The 18,467-nt window shown below is 65.3% G+C and carries 22 protein-coding genes; 15 read left to right on the top strand and 7 right to left on the bottom strand.

All coding sequences use genetic code 11. The features are described from left to right. Positions 1-151 precede the first annotated feature (151 nt). From birA to QZ471_RS14995, 5 genes are all read left to right on the top strand, one after another. On the top strand, positions 152-1,099 hold the full coding sequence (gene birA / locus QZ471_RS15015; protein ID WP_295465133.1) for a bifunctional biotin--[acetyl-CoA-carboxylase] ligase/biotin operon repressor BirA: 948 nt from the start codon (positions 152-154) through the stop codon (positions 1,097-1,099). Beyond that, complete coding sequence (locus QZ471_RS15010) at positions 1,089-1,841, top strand: type III pantothenate kinase (RefSeq protein WP_295465132.1); 753 nt, start codon at positions 1,089-1,091, stop codon at positions 1,839-1,841. The genes birA and QZ471_RS15010 overlap by 11 nt, the downstream gene beginning before the upstream one ends. Further along, positions 1,838-2,017, top strand: a complete 180-nt coding sequence (locus tag QZ471_RS15005) for a hypothetical protein (protein ID WP_295465139.1) — start codon at positions 1,838-1,840, stop codon at positions 2,015-2,017. Before QZ471_RS15010 ends, QZ471_RS15005 begins: the two co-directional genes overlap by 4 nt. A gap of 28 nt (positions 2,018-2,045) precedes the next feature. Next, positions 2,046-2,504: a DUF3301 domain-containing protein gene (locus tag QZ471_RS15000; protein WP_295465130.1), complete on the top strand. Its 459-nt coding sequence runs from the start codon at positions 2,046-2,048 to the stop codon at positions 2,502-2,504. Positions 2,505-2,602: 98 nt separating this feature from the next. Beyond that, positions 2,603-3,892: an MFS transporter gene (locus tag QZ471_RS14995; RefSeq protein WP_295465128.1), complete on the top strand. Its 1,290-nt coding sequence runs from the start codon at positions 2,603-2,605 to the stop codon at positions 3,890-3,892. Positions 3,893-3,932: 40 nt separating this feature from the next. On the opposite strand, the gene QZ471_RS14990 is transcribed toward QZ471_RS14995, so the two are convergent. Continuing rightward, on the bottom strand, positions 3,933-4,472 hold the full coding sequence (locus QZ471_RS14990) for a hypothetical protein (RefSeq protein WP_295465126.1): 540 nt from the start codon (positions 4,470-4,472) through the stop codon (positions 3,933-3,935). Between the two features lie 120 nt (positions 4,473-4,592). Then, entirely contained in the window at positions 4,593-5,528 is a 936-nt protein-coding gene (locus tag QZ471_RS14985; protein ID WP_295465124.1) for an alpha/beta fold hydrolase, read from the bottom strand. A 140-nt stretch (positions 5,529-5,668) separates the two neighbouring features. Between QZ471_RS14985 and QZ471_RS14980 the strand changes: the two genes are divergently transcribed. The 9 genes from QZ471_RS14980 to QZ471_RS14940 all read left to right on the top strand — a co-directional run bounded on the left by QZ471_RS14980 (position 5,669) and on the right by QZ471_RS14940 (position 12,695). Continuing rightward, positions 5,669-6,187, top strand: coding sequence for a hypothetical protein (locus QZ471_RS14980; protein ID WP_295465122.1), 519 nt, complete (start codon positions 5,669-5,671; stop codon positions 6,185-6,187). Further along, on the top strand, positions 6,184-6,570 hold the full coding sequence (locus QZ471_RS14975; RefSeq protein ID WP_295465120.1) for a DUF3140 domain-containing protein: 387 nt from the start codon (positions 6,184-6,186) through the stop codon (positions 6,568-6,570). The genes QZ471_RS14980 and QZ471_RS14975 overlap by 4 nt, the downstream gene beginning before the upstream one ends. Before the next feature lie 143 nt (positions 6,571-6,713). Further along, on the top strand, positions 6,714-7,604 hold the full coding sequence (locus QZ471_RS14970; protein WP_295465117.1) for an EamA family transporter: 891 nt from the start codon (positions 6,714-6,716) through the stop codon (positions 7,602-7,604). Positions 7,605-7,660: 56 nt separating this feature from the next. After that, positions 7,661-8,437 carry a DeoR/GlpR family DNA-binding transcription regulator gene (locus tag QZ471_RS14965; protein ID WP_295465115.1) on the top strand — a complete coding sequence of 259 codons (777 nt, stop codon included), beginning with the start codon at positions 7,661-7,663 and terminating at the stop codon, positions 8,435-8,437. A gap of 17 nt (positions 8,438-8,454) precedes the next feature. Beyond that, positions 8,455-9,588, top strand: a complete 1,134-nt coding sequence (locus QZ471_RS14960) for an MFS transporter (RefSeq protein ID WP_295465113.1) — start codon at positions 8,455-8,457, stop codon at positions 9,586-9,588. A 56-nt stretch (positions 9,589-9,644) separates the two neighbouring features. Continuing rightward, positions 9,645-11,693, top strand: a complete 2,049-nt coding sequence (locus tag QZ471_RS14955; RefSeq protein ID WP_295465111.1) for an AsmA family protein — start codon at positions 9,645-9,647, stop codon at positions 11,691-11,693. A 131-nt stretch (positions 11,694-11,824) separates the two neighbouring features. Next, complete coding sequence (locus QZ471_RS14950) at positions 11,825-12,061, top strand: hypothetical protein (protein ID WP_059230063.1); 237 nt, start codon at positions 11,825-11,827, stop codon at positions 12,059-12,061. After that, positions 12,058-12,279, top strand: a complete 222-nt coding sequence (locus tag QZ471_RS14945; RefSeq protein ID WP_295465109.1) for a YgdI/YgdR family lipoprotein — start codon at positions 12,058-12,060, stop codon at positions 12,277-12,279. The genes QZ471_RS14950 and QZ471_RS14945 overlap by 4 nt, the downstream gene beginning before the upstream one ends. A 14-nt stretch (positions 12,280-12,293) precedes the next feature. Further along, positions 12,294-12,695 carry a Rho termination factor N-terminal domain-containing protein gene (locus QZ471_RS14940; RefSeq protein ID WP_295465107.1) on the top strand — a complete coding sequence of 134 codons (402 nt, stop codon included), beginning with the start codon at positions 12,294-12,296 and terminating at the stop codon, positions 12,693-12,695. 407 nt (positions 12,696-13,102) lie between these two features. Here QZ471_RS14940 and QZ471_RS14935 read toward each other — a convergent pair whose 3' ends face one another. The 4 genes from QZ471_RS14935 to QZ471_RS14920 all read right to left on the bottom strand — a co-directional run bounded on the left by QZ471_RS14935 (position 13,103) and on the right by QZ471_RS14920 (position 17,432). Then, positions 13,103-14,296 (bottom strand): class I SAM-dependent rRNA methyltransferase, encoded by a 1,194-nt coding sequence (locus QZ471_RS14935; protein ID WP_187978508.1) that lies wholly within the window; start codon positions 14,294-14,296, stop codon positions 13,103-13,105. 67 nt (positions 14,297-14,363) lie between these two features. Further along, positions 14,364-14,603 carry a hypothetical protein gene (locus QZ471_RS14930; protein ID WP_295465104.1) on the bottom strand — a complete coding sequence of 80 codons (240 nt, stop codon included), beginning with the start codon at positions 14,601-14,603 and terminating at the stop codon, positions 14,364-14,366. Between the two features lie 61 nt (positions 14,604-14,664). Continuing rightward, complete coding sequence (gene cueR / locus QZ471_RS14925; protein ID WP_007162594.1) at positions 14,665-15,051, bottom strand: Cu(I)-responsive transcriptional regulator; 387 nt, start codon at positions 15,049-15,051, stop codon at positions 14,665-14,667. Further along, on the bottom strand, positions 15,048-17,432 hold the full coding sequence (locus QZ471_RS14920) for a heavy metal translocating P-type ATPase (protein WP_295465099.1): 2,385 nt from the start codon (positions 17,430-17,432) through the stop codon (positions 15,048-15,050). Before QZ471_RS14920 ends, cueR begins: the two co-directional genes overlap by 4 nt. 113 nt (positions 17,433-17,545) lie before the next feature. Here QZ471_RS14920 and QZ471_RS14915 point away from each other — a divergent pair, with 113 nt between their 5' ends. Further along, a complete protein-coding gene (locus tag QZ471_RS14915) occupies positions 17,546-17,740 on the top strand; it encodes a cation transporter (RefSeq protein ID WP_295465097.1) in 195 nt (64 codons plus the stop codon). 6 nt (positions 17,741-17,746) lie between these two features. Here the strand turns inward: QZ471_RS14915 and QZ471_RS14910 are convergent, their stop codons facing one another. Next, positions 17,747-18,370, bottom strand: coding sequence for a TetR family transcriptional regulator (locus QZ471_RS14910; protein WP_295465095.1), 624 nt, complete (start codon positions 18,368-18,370; stop codon positions 17,747-17,749). Positions 18,371-18,467 lie beyond the last annotated feature (97 nt).

Here is an 18,467-nt window from a genome sequence, read left to right as displayed (position 1 = left end):
AAGTGAAACGATGCATCGCCGATGGTAGTGTGGGGTTTCCCCATGTGAGAGTAGGTCATCGTCAAGCGCCTAATACCCAGCACCCCCGCTCAGTTCACTCTGACGGGGGTGTTGTCTTTGGGGCGGGAGAAAGTCGAACGGGAGTTCGGGCATGCCGTTGCTGAAACTGCTGAGTGATGGGAAATTTCATTCCGGCGTCGAGCTGGGTGAGGCCCTGGGGGTGTCCCGAAGTGCCATCTGGAAGCGCCTGAAGACGCTCGGTGAAGAGGTTGGCATCGAGGTCTTCAAGGTTCCGGGTCGCGGTTATCGTCTCGAAGAACCCCTGTTCCTGCTCGATGGCGAGTTGATCGCCCAAGCGAGTGGTTGGCCGGTGACGGTGCTGCCCTCCATCGGCTCTACCAATGCCGAGGCGCAACGCCGGCTTCAGCAGCAGGAGCAGCCGCCGTTCGTGCTGCTCGCCGAGCATCAGCAGGCCGGTCGCGGCCGCCGGGGCCGGGCCTGGGTCAGTCCCTATGGCAAGAATCTCTATCTCACCGCCGTGGTGTCCAGCCAAGGCGGCATTCAGAAGCTGCAGGCGCTGAGTCTGACCATGGGGTTGGCGGTCATTCGGACCCTGCAGCGGCTAGGCGTCGAGGATGCCCGGTTGAAATGGCCCAATGACGTGCTGGTGCGTGGCCGAAAGCTGGCCGGCATCCTCATCGAGTTATCCGGTGACCCGCACGATACCTGCCAGGCGATCATCGGGATCGGTATCAACGTGAACATGCGTTTGGCTGACAATATCGATCAGCCCTGGATTTCCATGGCCGAGGCCCTGGGCGCGCTGCAGGATCGCAATGCGGTGGCCAGTCTGCTGCTCCAGGAGATCGATAGCCTCTGGCAAATTCATCGACAGTCGGGATTCGCCGTCCTGCGGGACGAGTGGGAGCGTTATCATGGCTGGCAAGGTCGAGCGGTTACCCTGTCTTCGGGGGTTCGCTGTATCCAGGGCACAGTGGAAGGAGTTGCCGAAGATGGGTCCATTCTCATGCGTGTAGACGGTCAGACGCAGGCGTTCAACGGTGGTGAATTGAGTTTGAGCCTCGACCATGATTCTTGAGCTCGATTGCGGCAACAGTCTGATCAAATGGCGGCTGCTCGATCCCCATGCCGATGTCGTCAGTACCGGTATCGTCGATAGCGACGAGGCCCTGGTTACCGCGCTGTCCGAGCCGGGAATGCCAAGGTTCGTCGCCTGCCGACTGGTCAGCGTCCGTAGCGATGAAGAGACCCAGCAGCTCAAGGAGCGACTGACGGCGACCTTCGGCGTCGCCTGTCATCAGGCGCTGCCCGTGGAAAGCTGGAACGGGGTGCGCAACGGCTATCGGGATCACCAGCGTCTGGGCATGGATCGTTGGCTGGTGATCCTGGCGGCCGTGCAGCTGGCTCAGGGCAAGGCGTGCGTGGTGCTGGATCTGGGCACGGCGGTGACTGCCGATCTGGTGGACGCCCAGGGTGAGCACCAGGGAGGTTTCATCTGTCCGGGGATTCCGTTGATGCGTCGGGAATTGCAGACCCATACCCGTCGTATCCGCTACGATCCACATTGGGCCAGTGGTGAACGCTACGAGGCGCCGGGACGCACGACCATCGAGGCCGTGGAACGGGGTTGTCTGTACATGCTCAAGGGCTTCGTCCGTACCCAGTACGAGCTGGCGCAGGAGATGTTCGCCGAGGGTTGCGAGATCTTTCTGACTGGCGGTGACGCGGAATTGGTCAAGCATGTCGTTCCAGGCGCGCGAATCGTGCCCGATATGGTGTTTGCTGGATTGGCTTTGGCGTGTCCGCTCGAGAACGAATGATGCGTTGGTTGTTTCTGCTATTGGTGGTCCTGAACGTTTTCTACTACATATGGCACCAACAGCAGGTGCCTTTGCTGGGTAAGGAAATCGCCCCTCTGGCGCTGTACAAAGGCGAGCGCGAGAACATTCGCCTGTTGAACGAGACGGGATCCGAAGACGCGGCGCGGCGTCAGTGACGGCGGTACCTTTCGATGAGGAGCGAAGATGCTGACGCTAGGTAATCTCTGCCTGTTGCTGGGTGCGGTCGGCATCGGTCTGTGGTTCTGGCACGGCCACGGCATTCGCGAGCGAGCGTTATGGCTTGCAGAACAGGAGTGCCGGCGGCGCAAGGTGATGCTGCTGGACGGCGCCGTGGCCTTTTCGCGCTTCCGCTGGCTGGCGGACGCCAAGGGGCGCAAGCGACTGGCGCGGCTGTTCGCCTTCGAATTCACCGTGACCGGGGAGGAGCGCCTGAACGCGTCCCTGGCACTGTTCGGCAAGACCCTGGCCAAGGTGGAGTTCGCACCTTTCGTGGTACCTGAAGTCGAACGGCCGGCCGCGGATTCGGTGGTGGTGTCGGCGCCCGTGTACCAGGCGAAGCCGGAGCATGGCCAGGTGGTCTATCTGGATCAGTGGCGGCAGCGGCAACGCGCCGAGGCCAATAGGCGCCAGGAGCCGGAGTGACGCTGGGCGTCATCCTTCAACCCCTTCCTTTCGAGTAGTCCCGACGACTGGCTGCTGCCGGTCAGTGTCGGCTTTTCGCTTTTTTCGATGTGAGTTCGATGTTCAGTCCTCTGGTTACCTTTCCTGCCCTGTATTTCGCGACGCTGTTGATGTTGGCCGGGTCCGGCCTGTTCACCACCTATATCGGCCTCAGGCTCACCGAGCAGGGGGCCGGGGATATGTGGACCGGTGCCCTGATGGCCGCCTATTACTTCGGGTTGGGCTGCGGCGGCAAGTTCGGCCACCGACTGATCGCCAGCGTCGGTCATATTCGCTCCTATGTGGCCTGCGCCGGGGCCGCGACGGTGACGGTACTGATCCATGCGCTGGTGGATGATCTCGCTATCTGGATCGCGCTGAGATTCGTCATGGGCGTGGTGATGATGAACCAGTACATGGTGATCGAAAGCTGGCTGAACGAGCAGGCGGAGAATCACCAGCGCGGCAAGGTGTTCGCGGGCTACATGGTGGCAGTGGACCTGGGGCTGGTGATCGGTCAGGCCTTGCTGGCCTGGCATCCGCAACTGGATTACAAGCCGCTGTTGCTGGTGGCCATCTGCTTCGCCTCCTGCCTGATCCCCCTGGCGATGACGCGGCGGGTGCACCCGGCCAAGCTGGTGGCGGCGCCGCTGGAGATCCGTTTCTTCTGGCGGCGGGTGCCGCAGTCGCTGGTGACCATCTTCACCGCGGGTCTGCTGGTGGGTGGCTTCTATGGTCTGGCACCGGTATTCGCAAGTCGCAGTGGCCTGGATACCGCCCAGGCGAGCTTCTATGTCGGCCTGTGTATCGTGGCAGGCTTCTGCGCCCAGTGGCCGTTGGGGTGGCTGTCGGATCGCCTGGATCGCTGCAAGCTGATTCGCGGCAATGCGGTGCTGCTATGCATCGCGGCCGTTCCGTTATGGGGCTTCGTCACCTTGCCGTACCCCCTGCTGCTGGCTGCCGGCTTCGTCTCGGGGATGCTGCTGTTCACCCTCTATCCGCTGGCGACGGCCTTCGCCAACGACCATGTGGAGCCGGAACGGCGGGTGGAGCTATCGGCCATGCTGCTGACCACCTATGGGGTGGGTGCCTGTATCGGCCCCTTGTTGGCGGGAGCGGCCATGCAGCATTTCGGCCCCGGCATGTTCTATGTGCTGACGTCGGCCTATGCGTTGATCCTGGTGTTCTTCGTGCAGCCGCGCTTCGTCAGTGGCGAGCACCGGCTGAACGAGGCACCGCTGCACCATGTGGCGATGCCGGATACGGTGAGCCCCATGGCAGCAGCGCTGGATCCGCGCATCGACGAGGTGCCACAGGAACTGGTGGTGGAAGCCCCTGCCAGCATAGGGCCGGGCGAAAAGGCGGGATGAGCGAGCCCGGCGCAAGGCCGGGCAGGGTACGAGCCTAAGATCAGGCCTGGCGGTGCTGGGCTGCGGCGATCAGCGGATCGAGAGTGCGGGCCGAGCCGTTTTCGGCGAGGCGACGATCTTGCAGGCGCTCTTGCTGCTGCTTGATCACCTGACCCAGGGGGCGCTGGCTGGACTCCTCGGCGATCTTGCGGTCCTGCAGGCGCTCTTGCTGCTGCTTGATCACCTGGCCCAGGGGACGCTGGCTGGATTCCTCGGCGATCTTGCGGTCCTGCAGGCGCTCTTGCTGCTGCTTGATCACCTGACCCAGGGGGCGCTGGCTGGACTCCTCGGCGATCTTGCGATCCTGCAGGCGCTCTTGCTGCTGCTTGATCACCTGACCCAGGGGACGCTGGCTGGATTCCTCGGCGATCTTGCGATCCTGCAGGCGCTCTTGCTGTTGCTGGATCAGCTCGCCCAGGGGGCGCTGACTGGATTCCTCGGCGAGCTGGGCGGCCGAGCTCTGGGCGAAGGCGGGGTCCTGGGCGAAGGTGTTGAGGGCCAGGGCGGTCAGGGCGAAACCGAAAGCGATGCGCAGGTTCATGATGATGTCCTCGGGGGAAACTGTTCTGGAGTGAATTCAGTATCCGGCTGGGGACCGCCAGGAAAAAATAGACTGGCGAGATAGTGACTATCATCCTCGTCGATGACTCTCGGAAATCTCCTAGCCTCCTGTCGATGATCCTTGCTGGTCTTCCAAGGAGATCCGGCTCGCACCGAAGATGCTGCGCAAGGCTTCGGCGTAGGCGCTGGTGCCTATCACCATGCTGTTCGAATGGGTACCACCGGGCACCAGCAGTAGACGCTTGGGCGCCCGGGCGGCCGCGTAGAGCGTCTCGCTGAAGCGGGGTGGGACGTAGCGGTCGTCGCTGCCGTGGACGATGAGCACCGGGATGCGGATGTCGGGAATCTTGTCCAGGGAGTCGAATTTCTCCGACATCAGCCAGCGCAGGGGAAAGCGGGTATTGACCACGGCCGAGGCGGCGTCGGCGAGGGTGGTGAAGGTGGATTCGATGATCAGGCCAGCGGCGGCGGGATAGTCGCCGTCCGGGTCGTCGTCGCGGGCGATGCGCCAGGCCAGGTCCACGGCGATCGCGCCGCCAAGGGAGTGGCCATAGATGTATCTCTTGCGGGCATCGGGCTGCAGCTGCTGCAGGTGTTTCCAGGCAATCCGCGCATCTTCGTAGACGCTGCGTTCGGAGGGGACGTCGCCTGGGCTTTCGCCGAAGCCGCGGTAGTCGATGGCCAGCACCGAGTAGCCGAGCTGGCGCAGGGTGGCGATGCGCCGGACCTGGGCGGTGAGATTCCAGCGCGTGCCGTGCAGGTAGAGGACCGTGGGCGCATCGGGACGCCGTGCCGGCCACCACCAGGCGTGGATGTACTCGGTCCCCTTGAGCGCCGTGCTGATCGGGAGGTTAAGCTGGTGGACGCCCTCGGGTACGCCGGAGAACCAGCTGGCGTTGCCCGGTTCGATGCTGAATACCCATTGGCGCTCGCGATAGGCCAGTTCCGAGCAGCCATAGGGCACGCCGACGCCCACCAGCAGAGCGACGAAGAGCAGGGGAATCCAGCGGCGGCGGAGCAGGGTGGCGAGCGACATGGCGTTTCCGGAAAGGAGCGAGGTTGAGGGCGCCGAGGCGCCTGGCACAGGGGCGTTCGTCGCCTGGCGCGAACCCCCGTTTCGGTTGGACAGTCATCCCTATGACAGCGACTGCAATGATCCCCACTTGAGGTGTAGCCATGAGTGCCACGGCCAAGAAGAGCGATCCCGAACTCTGGGAAAAGGTGAAGAAAGAGATTACCGAGGGCGACAAGGGCGGCAAGCCCGGTCAGTGGTCCGCGCGCAAGGCGCAACTGGCGGCCCAGGAGTACCAGAAGCGCGGTGGTGAATACCAGGGCGGCAAGGGCAAGGATAACCACCTGCAGCAGTGGACTGACGAAAAGTGGGGTACCCAGTCTGGCAAGAAGTCTGAGGAGACCGGCGAACGCTACCTACCGGAAAAGGCTCGCGACTCCCTGAGCAAGGAAGAGTACCAGCGCACCACCACCAAGAAGCGCCGGGACACACGCCGTGGCAAACAGCATTCCAAACAGCCCGCCGACATCGCCCATAAGACGGCGGCCGCGCGCAAGGGTGGGCTGGCCGACCTGACCAAGGACGAATTGATGAAGCGCGCCGCGCGGCGTGATGTCCGCGGCAGGTCACGGATGAAGAAGGACGAACTGGTCAAGGCGTTGCAAAAGGCAGGTGAAAAATGAGCACCAAGAAGGCGTCCGACGACGACAAGAAAGAGGTTCGCAGCGAGTTCAAGCAGGTGGTCAACATGACCCCTAGCCAACTGCGCAAATGGCTCAGCGGTGATACCAGCAAGGGCGTGGGCATGACCAAGGGGGGCAAGAAGGTGAAGGCCGCCAACGATGGCAAGGCGGTCGGTCATGCCATGGGCGAGCGTATCCTGGAACTCAAGGGCAAGCGCCAGGCCGAACTGGAAGACGACGACTACCAGGCCATGCGCAAGGTCATCGGCTATGTGCATCGCCACCTCAAGCAACGACCTGATGGCGACATCGAAGATTCGCGCTGGCGCAAGTCGCTGATGAACTGGGGCCACGATCCCTTGCGTGACAAGCGCAGCGCCTGATCCCGAAGAACCGCAGCCCAGGCTGCGGTTCTTCTTTTTGTGGAGAGTGACTGGCCGAATTTGTGGGCAACTGTGACGCCGCGGCGGGGGCGCAAAGGAGTAGGGTAGCCGCCTATCTATCTGAAACGTTCGAGGAGTTGTCGATGGCCCCCCGGGATCTATTGTTGGCATTGGTCGTCATCCTGGCGTGGGGGGTGAACTTCGTCGTCATCAAGCTCGGCCTGCATGGCGTACCGCCCATGTTGTTGGGCACTCTGAGATTCTGTCTGGCGGCCTTTCCGGCCATCCTCTTCGTGCGGCGTCCCCAGGTGTCCTGGCGGCTGCTGCTGGCCTACGGCCTGACCATTTCCCTCGGGCAGTTCGCCTTCCTGTTCTCGGCAATGTATGTAGGCATGCCGGCGGGACTGGCCTCGCTGGTATTGCAGGCCCAGGCCTTCTTCACCCTGGCGTTCGCGGCAACCTTCCTCGGTGAGAAGGTGCGCCGGGCAAGCCTGGTCGGGCTGCTGGTGGCGGCGCAGGGCTTGCTGCTTATCGGTACCGAGCACGGGGTGACCATGACCCTGGCCGGTTTCCTGCTGACCCTGGCAGCGGCAGCCATGTGGGGGCTGGGTAACATCGTCACCAAGAAGATCGGCAAGGTGGACATGCTCGGCCTGGTGGTCTGGGGCAGCTTGATTCCGCCGCTGCCGTTCCTGCTTCTATCCTTGCTGCTGGAAGGGCCCGAACAGATCGCCACGGCGCTGACCTCGCTGTCGAGCGGTTCTATCTTTGCCATCGTCTACCTGGCTTTTATCGCGACGCTGCTCGGCTACGGCATTTGGAGCCGACTGCTGTCGCGGTATCCGGCCGGCCAGGTCGCACCCTTTTCCCTGCTGGTACCTGTGGTAGGTCTGACTTCGGCGGCCGTGTTGCTGGGAGAGCAGATGACCACCCAGCAAGCAGTGGGTGGTCTGGCGGTGATGCTGGGGCTGCTGATCAATGTCTTCGGCGGTCGCTGGCTAGACGCGCGGAGCAACGCACCGCGCGGTGCATGATGTTGCACGATTGTATTTGATTGTGAATGATCGGCTGATTCTCTTGGAGTATCAGCATGAGTGCAGCCATCCATCTTCCTGAAGAGCGCCAAGCCGCGATCCTGGCCCTGCTGCGTGAGCAGGGCCGGGTGTTGTCGGCCGAGTTGGCCGCGACCTGGGGCATTTCCGAAGACAGCGTGCGCCGTGATCTGCGCGAACTGGCCCGCCAGGGCCTGTGCCGGCGCGTCTACGGCGGAGCACTGTCGCTGTTGACGCCACCGGAGCCGCTGACGACTCGCATCGGTCAGGACGAGACGGCCAAGCAGGCATTGGGCCGAGCGGCGGCGGCCTTGGTGGAGCCGGGACAGTTGCTGCTGCTGGATGCCGGCTCGACCAACCTGGCCATCGCCCAGGCACTGCCGGGGGATCGCCAGTTGACGGTAGCCACCAATGCCCCGGCGATAGCGGCAGCGCTTTTGCAACGCCAGGGCATCCGCGTGCTGATGATCGGCGGCCTGGCTGCGCCGGAGTCGGGCGCCTGCCTGGGCGCCCGGGCCATGCGCGATCTGCGCGGGGTGCGCGCGGATCTGGCCTTTCTTGGTACCTGTGCCTTGGCGGTCGAGACCGGGGTGACCGGTTTCGACCTGGAAGAGGCCGAATTCAAGGCCGCTGTGGCCGAGCAGAGCAGCGCGGTGGCCGTCGCGGTGACCGCCGAGAAGCTCGACAGCGTGGCCTTCTATCACGTGTTAGAGCTGCCGCGGCTGAACCATCTAGTCGTGGAGCCCGGTCTGAGCGAGGAGCGGTTGCAGCCCTATCGCGACGCTGGTCTGCAGGTTCACCAGGCCACCCGCTAACCCCCTCCAGGATCGCCATGACCTCTGCCGTGCTTCGTCGCCAACGCTGGGCCACCTTCACCGTCTTTCTCGCCAACGGCTGCGGAATCGGTGGCTGGGCGGCCGCCATTCCCGAACTCAAGCGCGATCTGGCGCTCGGTGACGGTCAACTGAGTCTGGTGCTGCTGGCCGTGGCGCTGGGCGCCATGCTCACCATGCCCTTCGCCGGAGTGCTGGTGCCACGCGCGGGGGGCACCGGGCGGCTTACGCGCTACAGCATCCTTGCCTTCATCCTGGTATTGGCCTGGCCGGGCGCGGCACCCTCGCTTGGCTGGTTGCTGCCCTGTGCCCTGTTGCTGGGCGCTTGCAATGGCCTGATCGACGTGTCCATGAATGCCCATGCCAGCGACGTGGAAAGTCGCTGGGAGCGTCCGCTGATGTCGTCCTTCCACGCGGCTTTCAGCCTCGGTGGCTTCCTCGGTGCCGGGCTTGGCGCCTGGGCGCTGCACCTGGGTGCCTCGGCCCTGCTGGTGCTGTTGGCTGCCGGCGGGGTAGCGCTGCTGCTGGCCCTGCCCGCGGCCCTGGCGCTGGACGAGGGCGACCGCAGTCCGGTCAGTCATGCCCTGCGCCTGCCGGATCGGCGGGTACTGGCGCTGGGGCTGATCGCCCTGGGCTGCCTGATGCTGGAAGGGGCCATGACCGACTGGAGCGCCGTCTACCTGGATCAGGTAGGTGGGGCGACGCCGGTGGTCGCCACGCTCGGCTATGCGGCCTTTTCGCTGACCATGCTCATCGGTCGGCTGTTCGGCGATGGCATTCGCGGGCGCTTCGGCGGCCCCCAGGTGATCTTCGGCGGTGCGCTGCTGGCGACCCTCGGCCTGGCGCTGGCGGTGATCCTGCCGGCACCCTGGACGGCGATCCTCGGCTTCGCCCTGGTCGGGCTGGGTCTGTCCAACGTAGTGCCCGCGGCCTTCAGCGCGGCCGGCCAGGCGGCCGAGACGCCGGCCGCCGGCATCGCCATGACCGCCACCGCCGGCTATCTCGGCTTTCTGCTCGGTCCGCCGCTGATTGGCGCCGTGGCGGGGCAGGTGGGGCTGCGCGGTAGCCTGCTGCTGCTGACCCTGATCGGGGTCGCGGTGGCGGGGCTGGCATTGCGTCAGCGCAAGGCGTAGGGAACCCCGCTGCGCTGAGCAGACCCAAGGAGGAACGGAACGATAAGGAGGCGGCCATGACGCGCCCACGCAAGATCCTCGCCTGGCTGCTGGGAATCATCCTGCTGCTGTTCGTGCTGCTGTTGGTGGTGCTGGCCACCTTCGACTGGAATCGGCTCAAGCCCAGGATCAACGAACAGGTCTCCAGCGCCCTGCACCGGCCCTTCGCCATCCAGGGCAATCTGGGCGTGGTCTGGCAGCGCGAACCGGACCAGGGTGGCTGGCATGCCTGGATTCCCTGGCCGCATATCGCCGCCGAGGACCTGAACCTCGGCAACCCGGACTGGGCCAAGGAGAAGACCTTCGTCCACCTCGACCAGGTGCGGCTGAGAATCTCGCCGCTGGCGCTGCTGGCCAAGCAGGTGTATATCCCGCGCATCGACCTCACCGGACCGGTGGTCAACGCCCAGCGCCTGGCCGATGGCCGCAACAGCTGGACCTTCGAGAGCGCCGAAAAAGATCCCAACGCCGAGCCCTCGGCCTGGACCGTGGACATCGGCACCATCGGCTTCGACGCCGGCCAGGTGAGCGTCGACGATGCCCAGACTGCGACCCGTCTGCGGGCCCGGATCACCTCCCTGGACGCCCCCATCGCCTATGCCGACCTGGTGGGCAAGCAGGGCACCTCGCGCCAGCGCGCCAACGTCAAGCAGACCCAGGCCTTCCAGTTCGCCGTAGCGGTGGAGGGCAGCTACAAGCAGGTACCAGTCAGCGGACGTGGGCAGATCGGTGGCTTGCTGGCCTTGCAGGACGCCGACACGCCATTCCCCATCCAACTCGATGCCCGGGCCGGGCAGACCCGCGTACAGCTGTTCGGCACCCTGACCGATCCCCGTCGCCTGGGCGCCCTGGACCTGCACCTGGTGCTGGAAGGCAAGAGCCTGGCGCAGCTCTATCCGCTCACCGGCGTCACCCTGCCGGAGACGGCGCCCTATGCCACCGACGGCCATCTCACGGTCAAGCTCAACGATCCGGCCGGCGCTCGTTTCAGCTACGAAGACTTCAACGGTCGGGTGGGCAAGAGCGATCTGCACGGTGACGTGCTCTTCACCGGCGGCCAGCCGCGACCCAAGCTCAGCGGCACGCTTCGCTCCGATCAGCTGCTGTTCGAAGACCTGGCCCCGCTGATCGGCGCCGACACCAAGGAACAGCAGGCGGCCAAGGGCGAGACCAGCACGCAGCCGGCGGACAAGGCGCTGCCGGTGTCGGAATTCCGCACCGACCGCTGGCGCGCCATGGACGCCGACGTACGCTTCACCGGCAAGCGTATCGTGCAGAACGCGCAACTGCCGATCACCGACCTCAACACCCATGTGCGCCTGACCGATGGGGTGCTGCTGCTCGATCCGCTGCGCTTCGGCGTGGCCGGGGGTGATCTGAACACCACGGTGCGCCTGGAAGGCAACAAGACGCCCATGCCGGGCCGCGTTGACCTGCATGTCCGGCGGGTCAAGCTGAACCAGCTGTTCCCCACCGTGGAAACCATGAAGCGCAGCATGGGCGAACTCAATGGCGATGCCACCCTGAGCGGCACCGGCAATTCGGTCGCGGCGCTGCTCGGTACCAGTGACGGCGAACTCAAGCTGTTGATGAACGACGGACGGATCAGTCGCAGTCTGATGGAGCTGGCGGGCCTCAACGTCGGCAACTACCTGGTCGATCGGCTGTTCGGTGACGACGAGGTGGAGATCAATTGCGCGGTGGCCGATCTCGACTTCAAGAAGGGCCTGGTGACGCCCAAGGTCTTCGTACTCGATACCGAGAATGCCCTGATCAACATCACCGGTACCGCCAACCTGGCGACGGAGCGGCTGGACCTCACCGTCGATCCCCACAGCAAGGGCTTGCGCATCTTCTCGCTGCGCTCGCCGCTCTATGTCCGTGGCACCCTGAAGAATCCCTCGCCCGGGGTGAAGGCATTGCCCCTGGCGGCACGGGGCGCGGCGGCTGCGCTGCTGGCCACCTTCGCCGCACCGGCGGCCGGGTTGCTGGCGCTGGTGGCACCCAGCAACGAACAGGGGGCTCAGTGCAGTGCCCTGCTGCAACAGATGCGGGCAGGGCGCTGAGCTAGAGCAGCTGCGAAGGGACTTGACAGATGACCGTTCGGCGGCATCTAGGGGGGCGGAAAGAACCGCTCCGGCTGCCCAGGCTCTATAGAAGTAACCCGAGTCGGGCAGCCTTTTCGCGGAGACTCCTCATGCGTGATGACACCGATAGCCAATACGAAATCCACTACAAGTTGCTGGGCGAAAGCTATACCGACCGTATCAGCAGTCTGGACGTACCCATCACCGACGTAGTGCGTGAACTGGCCTGTCGGCACCTGGATGCGATCAACGACGAGCGCTTCCAACTGGCGGACATCGAGTCCGGTCAGGCACTGGTGGCACTGCATGACGTGTCCATCCATCGCGTTTCCCCGGAAGCGCCATGAGCCGGATGATCAAGGGTGGATTGATAGTCCTGGCGATCCTGGGGCTGGCGGCCTGCTCCACCTCGACGGTGGTGACCCTGCAGGATGGCACCCAGTACATCACCCAGGATAAGCCCAATACCAAGACGGCCGATGGCTTCTACGAATTCACCGATGTGGCGGGCCGCCATGTACGGGTGAAAGCAGCCGATGTGGCCACCATCAAGGCGGAAGACTGATTCAGGAGGCTGCCATGCCCCGCGGCGACAAATCCAAGTACAGCGACAAACAGGAACGCAAGGCCGAGCACATCGAGGAGAGCTACGAGAAGAAGGGCGTCTCCAAGGATGAAGCCGAGGCGCGGGCCTGGGCGACGGTGAACAAGCAGTCCGGCGGCGGCGAAAAGAGTGGCTCGGGCACGAGCAAGAGCGGCACGGCCAAGCGTGCCGATCGCAAGGACTCTGCCCGTCGCGCGGTGGCCACCAAGCAGGGCCAGTCGCCCAACAACGGGCGGGCGTCGGCACGGCGTTCGCGTGGTGGCAGCACCTCGCTCAGCGACCTGACCCGCGATGAACTGGTGAAGAAGGCAGCCGAACAGAATGTACGCGGCCGCTCGCAGATGAAGAAGGATGAGTTGATCCGCGCCTTGAGTTGATATTCCGACGCGGACGAAAAGGCAGACGATCTCCTGATGCTGTTTCGCCTTTAGCTATCCAGACCCTCATACCACGCTGGAATCCACACAACGCCGTGTTCTCTTCAAGGGAACGCGGCGTTTTTTCTTAGCTGGCGGGCATTCGGCTATGACCTTGATCCCAGCGCTTGGGGCGATAGAGAGAGCTTAGTGATGGATCGGGCAGGGGCCGTATGCTAACGGATGACGCTTGGATCTGGCTCTAGACCCGCTATCGCGGCCATGGGCCGCTCCTACAGGCTCCGATGTGACCGTAGGAGCGGCCCATGGCCGCGATAAGACAGTTGCTCCTACAGGCACGGGCGCGTAGGAGCGGCTGCATCGGCGGACCGCCACGGCCGCGATCGGCTTTTTCTGTGCCTGGCGTCTTAGCTGGGCAGCAGCCGGCAGGTCAGGCTCTTGATATAGCGGGTCTCCGGGATGGCCGGGTGTACCGGGTGATCCGGACCCTGGGCGCCGCGTTCGAGGATCTGCAGGTTGCGGTCCAGATGGCGGGCGCTGCCGAGCAGGATGTTCTGCAGATCGTCTTCGGGCAGGTGCATGGAGCAGGAGGCGCTGACCAGGATGCCGTCCTTGTTCAGCAGCCGCATCGCCTGCTCGTTGAGACGGCGATAGGCGGCCTCGCCGTTCTTCAGGTCCTTGCGCTTCTTGATGAAGGCTGGCGGGTCGGCGACGATGACGTCGAATTTCTCTTCGCCGGCCTTGAGTTCCTTGAGCGCCTCGAAGACGTCGCCCTCGACGCACACCAGCTTTTCCGCCAGTCCGTTGAGGGTGGCATTGCGCTCCACGCCATCGAGGGCGAAGCCGGAGGCATCCACGCACATGACTTCGCTGGCGCCGAAGGCCGCGGCCTGCACGCCCCAGCCACCGATGTAGCTGAACAGGTCGAGCACCCGCTTGCCTTCGACGTAGGGCGCCAGGCGCGCGCGATTCAGGCGGTGGTCATAGAACCAGCCGGTCTTCTGGCCTTCGCGCACCGGCGCCTCGAAGCGCACGCCGTTCTCTTCCAGCGCCACCCAATCGGGGACCTCGCCGTAGGCCACTTCCACATAGCTGGAAAGGCCTTCGGCGGCGCGGGCGCTGCCGTCGTTCTTCCACAGCACGCCCTGGGGTTTGAACACCTGCAGCAGGGCGGCGAGGATGGCGTCGCGCTGGCGCTCCATGGTCGCCGAGGCGATCTGTACCACCAGGATGTCGTTGAAGCGATCCACCACCAGACCCGGCAGGAAATCCGAGTCGCCGTAGACCAGGCGATAGCAATGGCTGCCGAACAGGCGTTCGCGCAGGCTCAGAGCGACCTTGAAGCGATGCACCAGCAGCGATTTGTCCAGCGGATAGCCGGTATCGCGAGAGAACAGGCGGGCGCAGATCAGGTTGTTGGGCGATAGGGCCACCAGGCCCAGCGGCTTGCCGCTGGTGGTTTCCAGGATGGCCTGGTCGCCCGGTTCGAAGGCGGTGAGCGGGGTGGCGACCACGTCCACCTCGTTGCTATACACCCAGAGGTGCCCGGCGCGCAGACGGCGGTCGGCATTGGCTTTGAGGCGCAGGCGAGGCAGGGTCATGAATCACTCCAACGAAGGGGGCAAAAGCGCGGAATTATAGCGCAAAGCCACCTGCCCGGGCCGGCCGTCAGTCCCGCTGACTGACCTCGATGTCGCTCAGACCGGCTTCCTGGGCGCGGCGGGCGATGCTGGGCTGGGCCTGGCGTTCCCAGGGGGCGTCGACCACCACCTGGGGTTCCTCGACGTGCTTGATCAGCAACTGCAGCACGGCTTCCTCTTCGGTGACCGGCTCGAAGCTCTCCAGCTCGTGGGTGAGGGGCTCGCCGTTGAGTCGATAGCAGATCTGGTAACGGTGCAGGGTATGCATGGACGGGACCTCGGCAGCGGGGAGATAGAAAGATGGACCCCGCAGGCCCTCGGCGGTTGCGTCAGCCGCCAAGGGTATCCAGGATCGGGCACTCGGGACTGGCGTCGCCGTGGCAGCAGGAGACCAGCTCGCCCAGGGTGCTGCGCAGGCGGGTCAATTCGGCGATCTTCAGATCCAGCTCGGCGATGTGCCGCTTGGCCAGCGCCTTGACGTCGGCACTGGCGCGCTGGCGATCCTGCCAGAGGCTGAGCAACTGGCGGATCTCCTCCAGGCTGAAGCCCAGCTCTCGCGAGCGGCGAACGAAGGCCAGCACCCGCAGGTCCTCGGCACCGTACTGGCGATAGCCGCTGTCGGTGCGCCCGGCGGGCGCCAGCAGGCCGATCCGCTCGTAGTAGCGCAGCATCTTGGCGGTGAGCCCACTGGCCTTGGCGGCCTGGCCGATGTTCATGACGAGTGATCTCCGGACGGGCGCCAGCGGCCGAGCAGCAGGGCATTGGCCAGGACACTGACGCTGGAAAAGGCCATGGCGGCGCCGGCATAGACCGGATCGAGCAGGCCCAGGGCGGCCAGCGGCAGGCCGATGACATTGTAGACGAAGGCCCAGAACAGATTCTGGCGGATCTTGCGCTGGGTGCGCCGGGCGATGTCCAGCGCCGCCACCACCTGGCGCGGGTCTTCCTGCAGGAGGGTTATACCGGCGGCATGGCGCGCGGCGGCGGTGCCCGAGCCCATGGCGATGCCCAGCTCGGCGGCGGCCAGCGCCGGGGCGTCGTTGAGGCCGTCGCCGACCATGGCGACGCCGCCTTGCGTCGCTTGCAGGCGGGCGACCACCGCGGCCTTGTCGGCGGGCAGCACCTCGGCCTCCCAATGCGCGATGCCCAGCGCCGCAGCCACCTGGCGAGCACTGCCACGGTTGTCGCCGGTCAGTAGCCAACTGTCGATGCCGTCCCGGCGCAGTCGGGCGATGGCGGCGGCGGCGCCGGGGCGGATCTCGTCGCCAAAGGCCAGCAGACCCAGGACTCGGGGCTGGGTGCCGGTTTCCAACAGCCAGGAAATGGTCAGCCCCTGGTCTTCCCAGGCCTGGGCGGTCTTGGCCAGGTGGCCGGCATCCAGGCCCTGTTCGGCCAGCAGCCGGGCATTGCCCAGCAGCAGCGGCCGTCCTTGCCAGCTGCCTTGGAGACCACGGCCGGGGAGGGCGCGGACGCCCTGGGCCGGTGGCGTATCCAGGCCGCGTTCGCGACAGGCCAACAGCACCGCGGCGGCCAGCGGATGCTCGCTGCCCCTTTGCAGGCTGCCGGCCAGGCTCAGCACCTCGCGCTCTTCGATGCCGGGCGCCGTGGCCAACTGGCGCAGGCGCAGTTGGCCGGCGGTCAGGGTGCCGGTCTTGTCGAAGACCACGGTGGTGATGCCCTGGGCGCGCTCCAGCGTCTCGGCGTCCTTGATCAGGATGCCATGGCGCGCCGCCACGCCAGTGCCGGCCATCAGCGCAGCGGGCGTGGCCAGGCCCAGGGCGCAGGGACAGGCGATGACCAGTACGGCGACGGCGGCGAGCAGGGCGGGCTCCAGAGCATGACCGGTCAACAGCCAGCCGGCCAGGGTGAGCAGAGCCACGCCGACCACCACCGGGACGAAAATCTGGCTGATGCGATCCACCAGTTGCTGGATGGGCGCCTTGGTGGCCTGGGCGTCTTCCACCAGGCGGATGATGCCGGCCAGCACCGTCTCGCCACCCAGGGCGGCGACTTCGATCTGCAGGTTGCCCTCGCCATTGATGGCGCCGCCCACCACCTCGTCGCCAGGACCCTTGGCGACCGGACGGCTCTCGCCGGTGAGCAGGGCTTCGTCCACCTGGCTGTCACCCCGCAGGATGCGGCCATCGGCCGGGATGCGCTCCCCCGGACGGATCTGCAGGCGATCGCCCAGGCGCAGCCGATTGAGGGCGACCTCTTCTTCGTGGCCAGAGGCGTCCAGGCGCCGGGCCCGCTCGGGGCGCAAGGCTTCCAGGGCGCGCAGGGCGGCCCCGGTGCGGCGCTTGGCGCGGGCCTCCAGGTATTTGCCCAGGCACACCAGAGCGATGACCATGGCGGCCGTCTCGAAATAGAGGTGCGGGCTGTCCTTGACCAGCCAGAGGTAGAGGCTCAGGCCGTAGGCGGCGCTGGTGCCCAGGGCGACCAGCACATCCATGTTGCCGCTGCGGGCGCGCAGGGCATGCCAGGCACCGCGATAGAAGCGCGCGCCGACCAGGAATTGCACCGGTGTGGCGAGCAGGAACTGTACCCAGGCGGGCGGCATCAGGTGCCAGCCGAAGGGCGCCAGCAGCATGGGCAGGACCAGCGGTACCGCCAGCAGCAGTGCCAGGGCCAGCTCCAGCCGTTCCCAGGGCAGCCCTTGGCGGGTCTCGGCGGAGTGCTCTTCTTCAGTGCGGCGATCCTGGGCGCCGTAGCCGGCGGCTTCCACCGCGGCGATCAGGGTCCGGGTGTCGACTGCGGCCAGGGTCTGTACCCGGGCGCGCTCGCTGGCGAGATTGACCTCGGTCGTCAACACGCCGGGCACCGTACGCAGGGCCTTTTCGATGCGTCCGGCGCAGTTGGCGCAGCTCAGGCCGGTCAGGGCCAGATCGTGCTCGGCCTCAGCCACCTGGTAGCCGGCCGCGCTGATGGCGTCGACCAGCGCCGGGGCCGCCTCGGGCGGGGCGCTGACCCGAGCCTTTTCGCTGGCCAGGTTGACGCCCGCCGCGGTCACCGCCGGGACCTTCTGCAAGGCACGCTCGACCCGGCCGGCGCACGCCGCGCAGGTCATGCCGCTGATGGAGAGTTCGAATTCGTGCATGGGGCACCTCCTGTCACCAGTGTTGACCTTGACCCGAGGTCAAGGTCAACACTGGAACCCACTCCTGGCGTTGACGTCAGGAATAGAGAAAGTTCTTCAGACAGGAGCAGGCCATGCATGTCATCAAGGTAAGCGGAATGAGTTGCGCCCACTGCGTGAGCGCCATCGAGGCGGCGGTCCTCAAGGTCGATTCTCGCGCCCGGGTCGAGGTGGATCTGCAGGCGGGCGAGGTCCGCATCGACAGCGCCGAGGTGGACGCGCCCTTCCGGGCGGCCATCGAGCAGGCGGGTTACACCGTCAGCGACTGATCACAGTCAGCCAGTGTGCGACCAGTCGCGCACGATGGCGCGGAAGAAGGTGGTGAATACCTGGTCGGCGGCCAGCAGCGGCGCGAAGGTCTGATCATCGCGCAGGACGTCGGAGAGGGTGCCGAGAAACAGACTGTGCAGCAGCCGACTGGCCAATTGCGGCGTCACGCCCGGTTGCAGGCGCGCGGCCTGGGCGGTGAAGAGGGCGTCGGTGATGCGGATGAACTGGCGCAGGAACTGTAGATCGCGTTCTTCGGCTTCGCGCAGTTCCTCGGTGAATTCGCAGCGATGTAGGAGGATGGTCATCACCCGCTGCTCCCGGCCGGGCTGGGTGAATTTCTCCAGGCCTTCGATGCACAGCTTGTAGAGCCGTTGCAGGCTGTCTTCCTCGCCATCGACGCGCAGGCGCTCGCTCAGTTCGTCGGCGGGGATCCTTATCTGGCTAAGCATTTCGTGGAACAGGTGGGCCTTGTTCTGGAAATGCCAGTAAACTGCACCCCGGGTGACCCCGCATTCGCGGGCGATCATCTCCAAGCTGGTACGCGCCACGCCATTGGTCAGGAACAGGGCTTCCGCCGCATCGAGAATGGCTTGGCGGGTTTGTTCGGCTTCTTCTTTCGTACGACGCATGGGCGATCTGGCTGGCAGTGGGTCTGCCACGCAGTCTAGCGCGCCTCGCCGCTTTTACAAACATGATTGTATGTAACTGCGCGACACTTCCGCTTCC

This window comes from uncultured Pseudomonas sp. (assembly GCF_913774235.1).
In the GTDB taxonomy this organism is placed as follows: Bacteria; Pseudomonadota; Gammaproteobacteria; order Pseudomonadales; family Pseudomonadaceae; genus Chryseomonas.
Note: the sequence above shows the minus strand (reverse complement) of the source record. Positions and strands in the feature narration are given on the sequence as shown.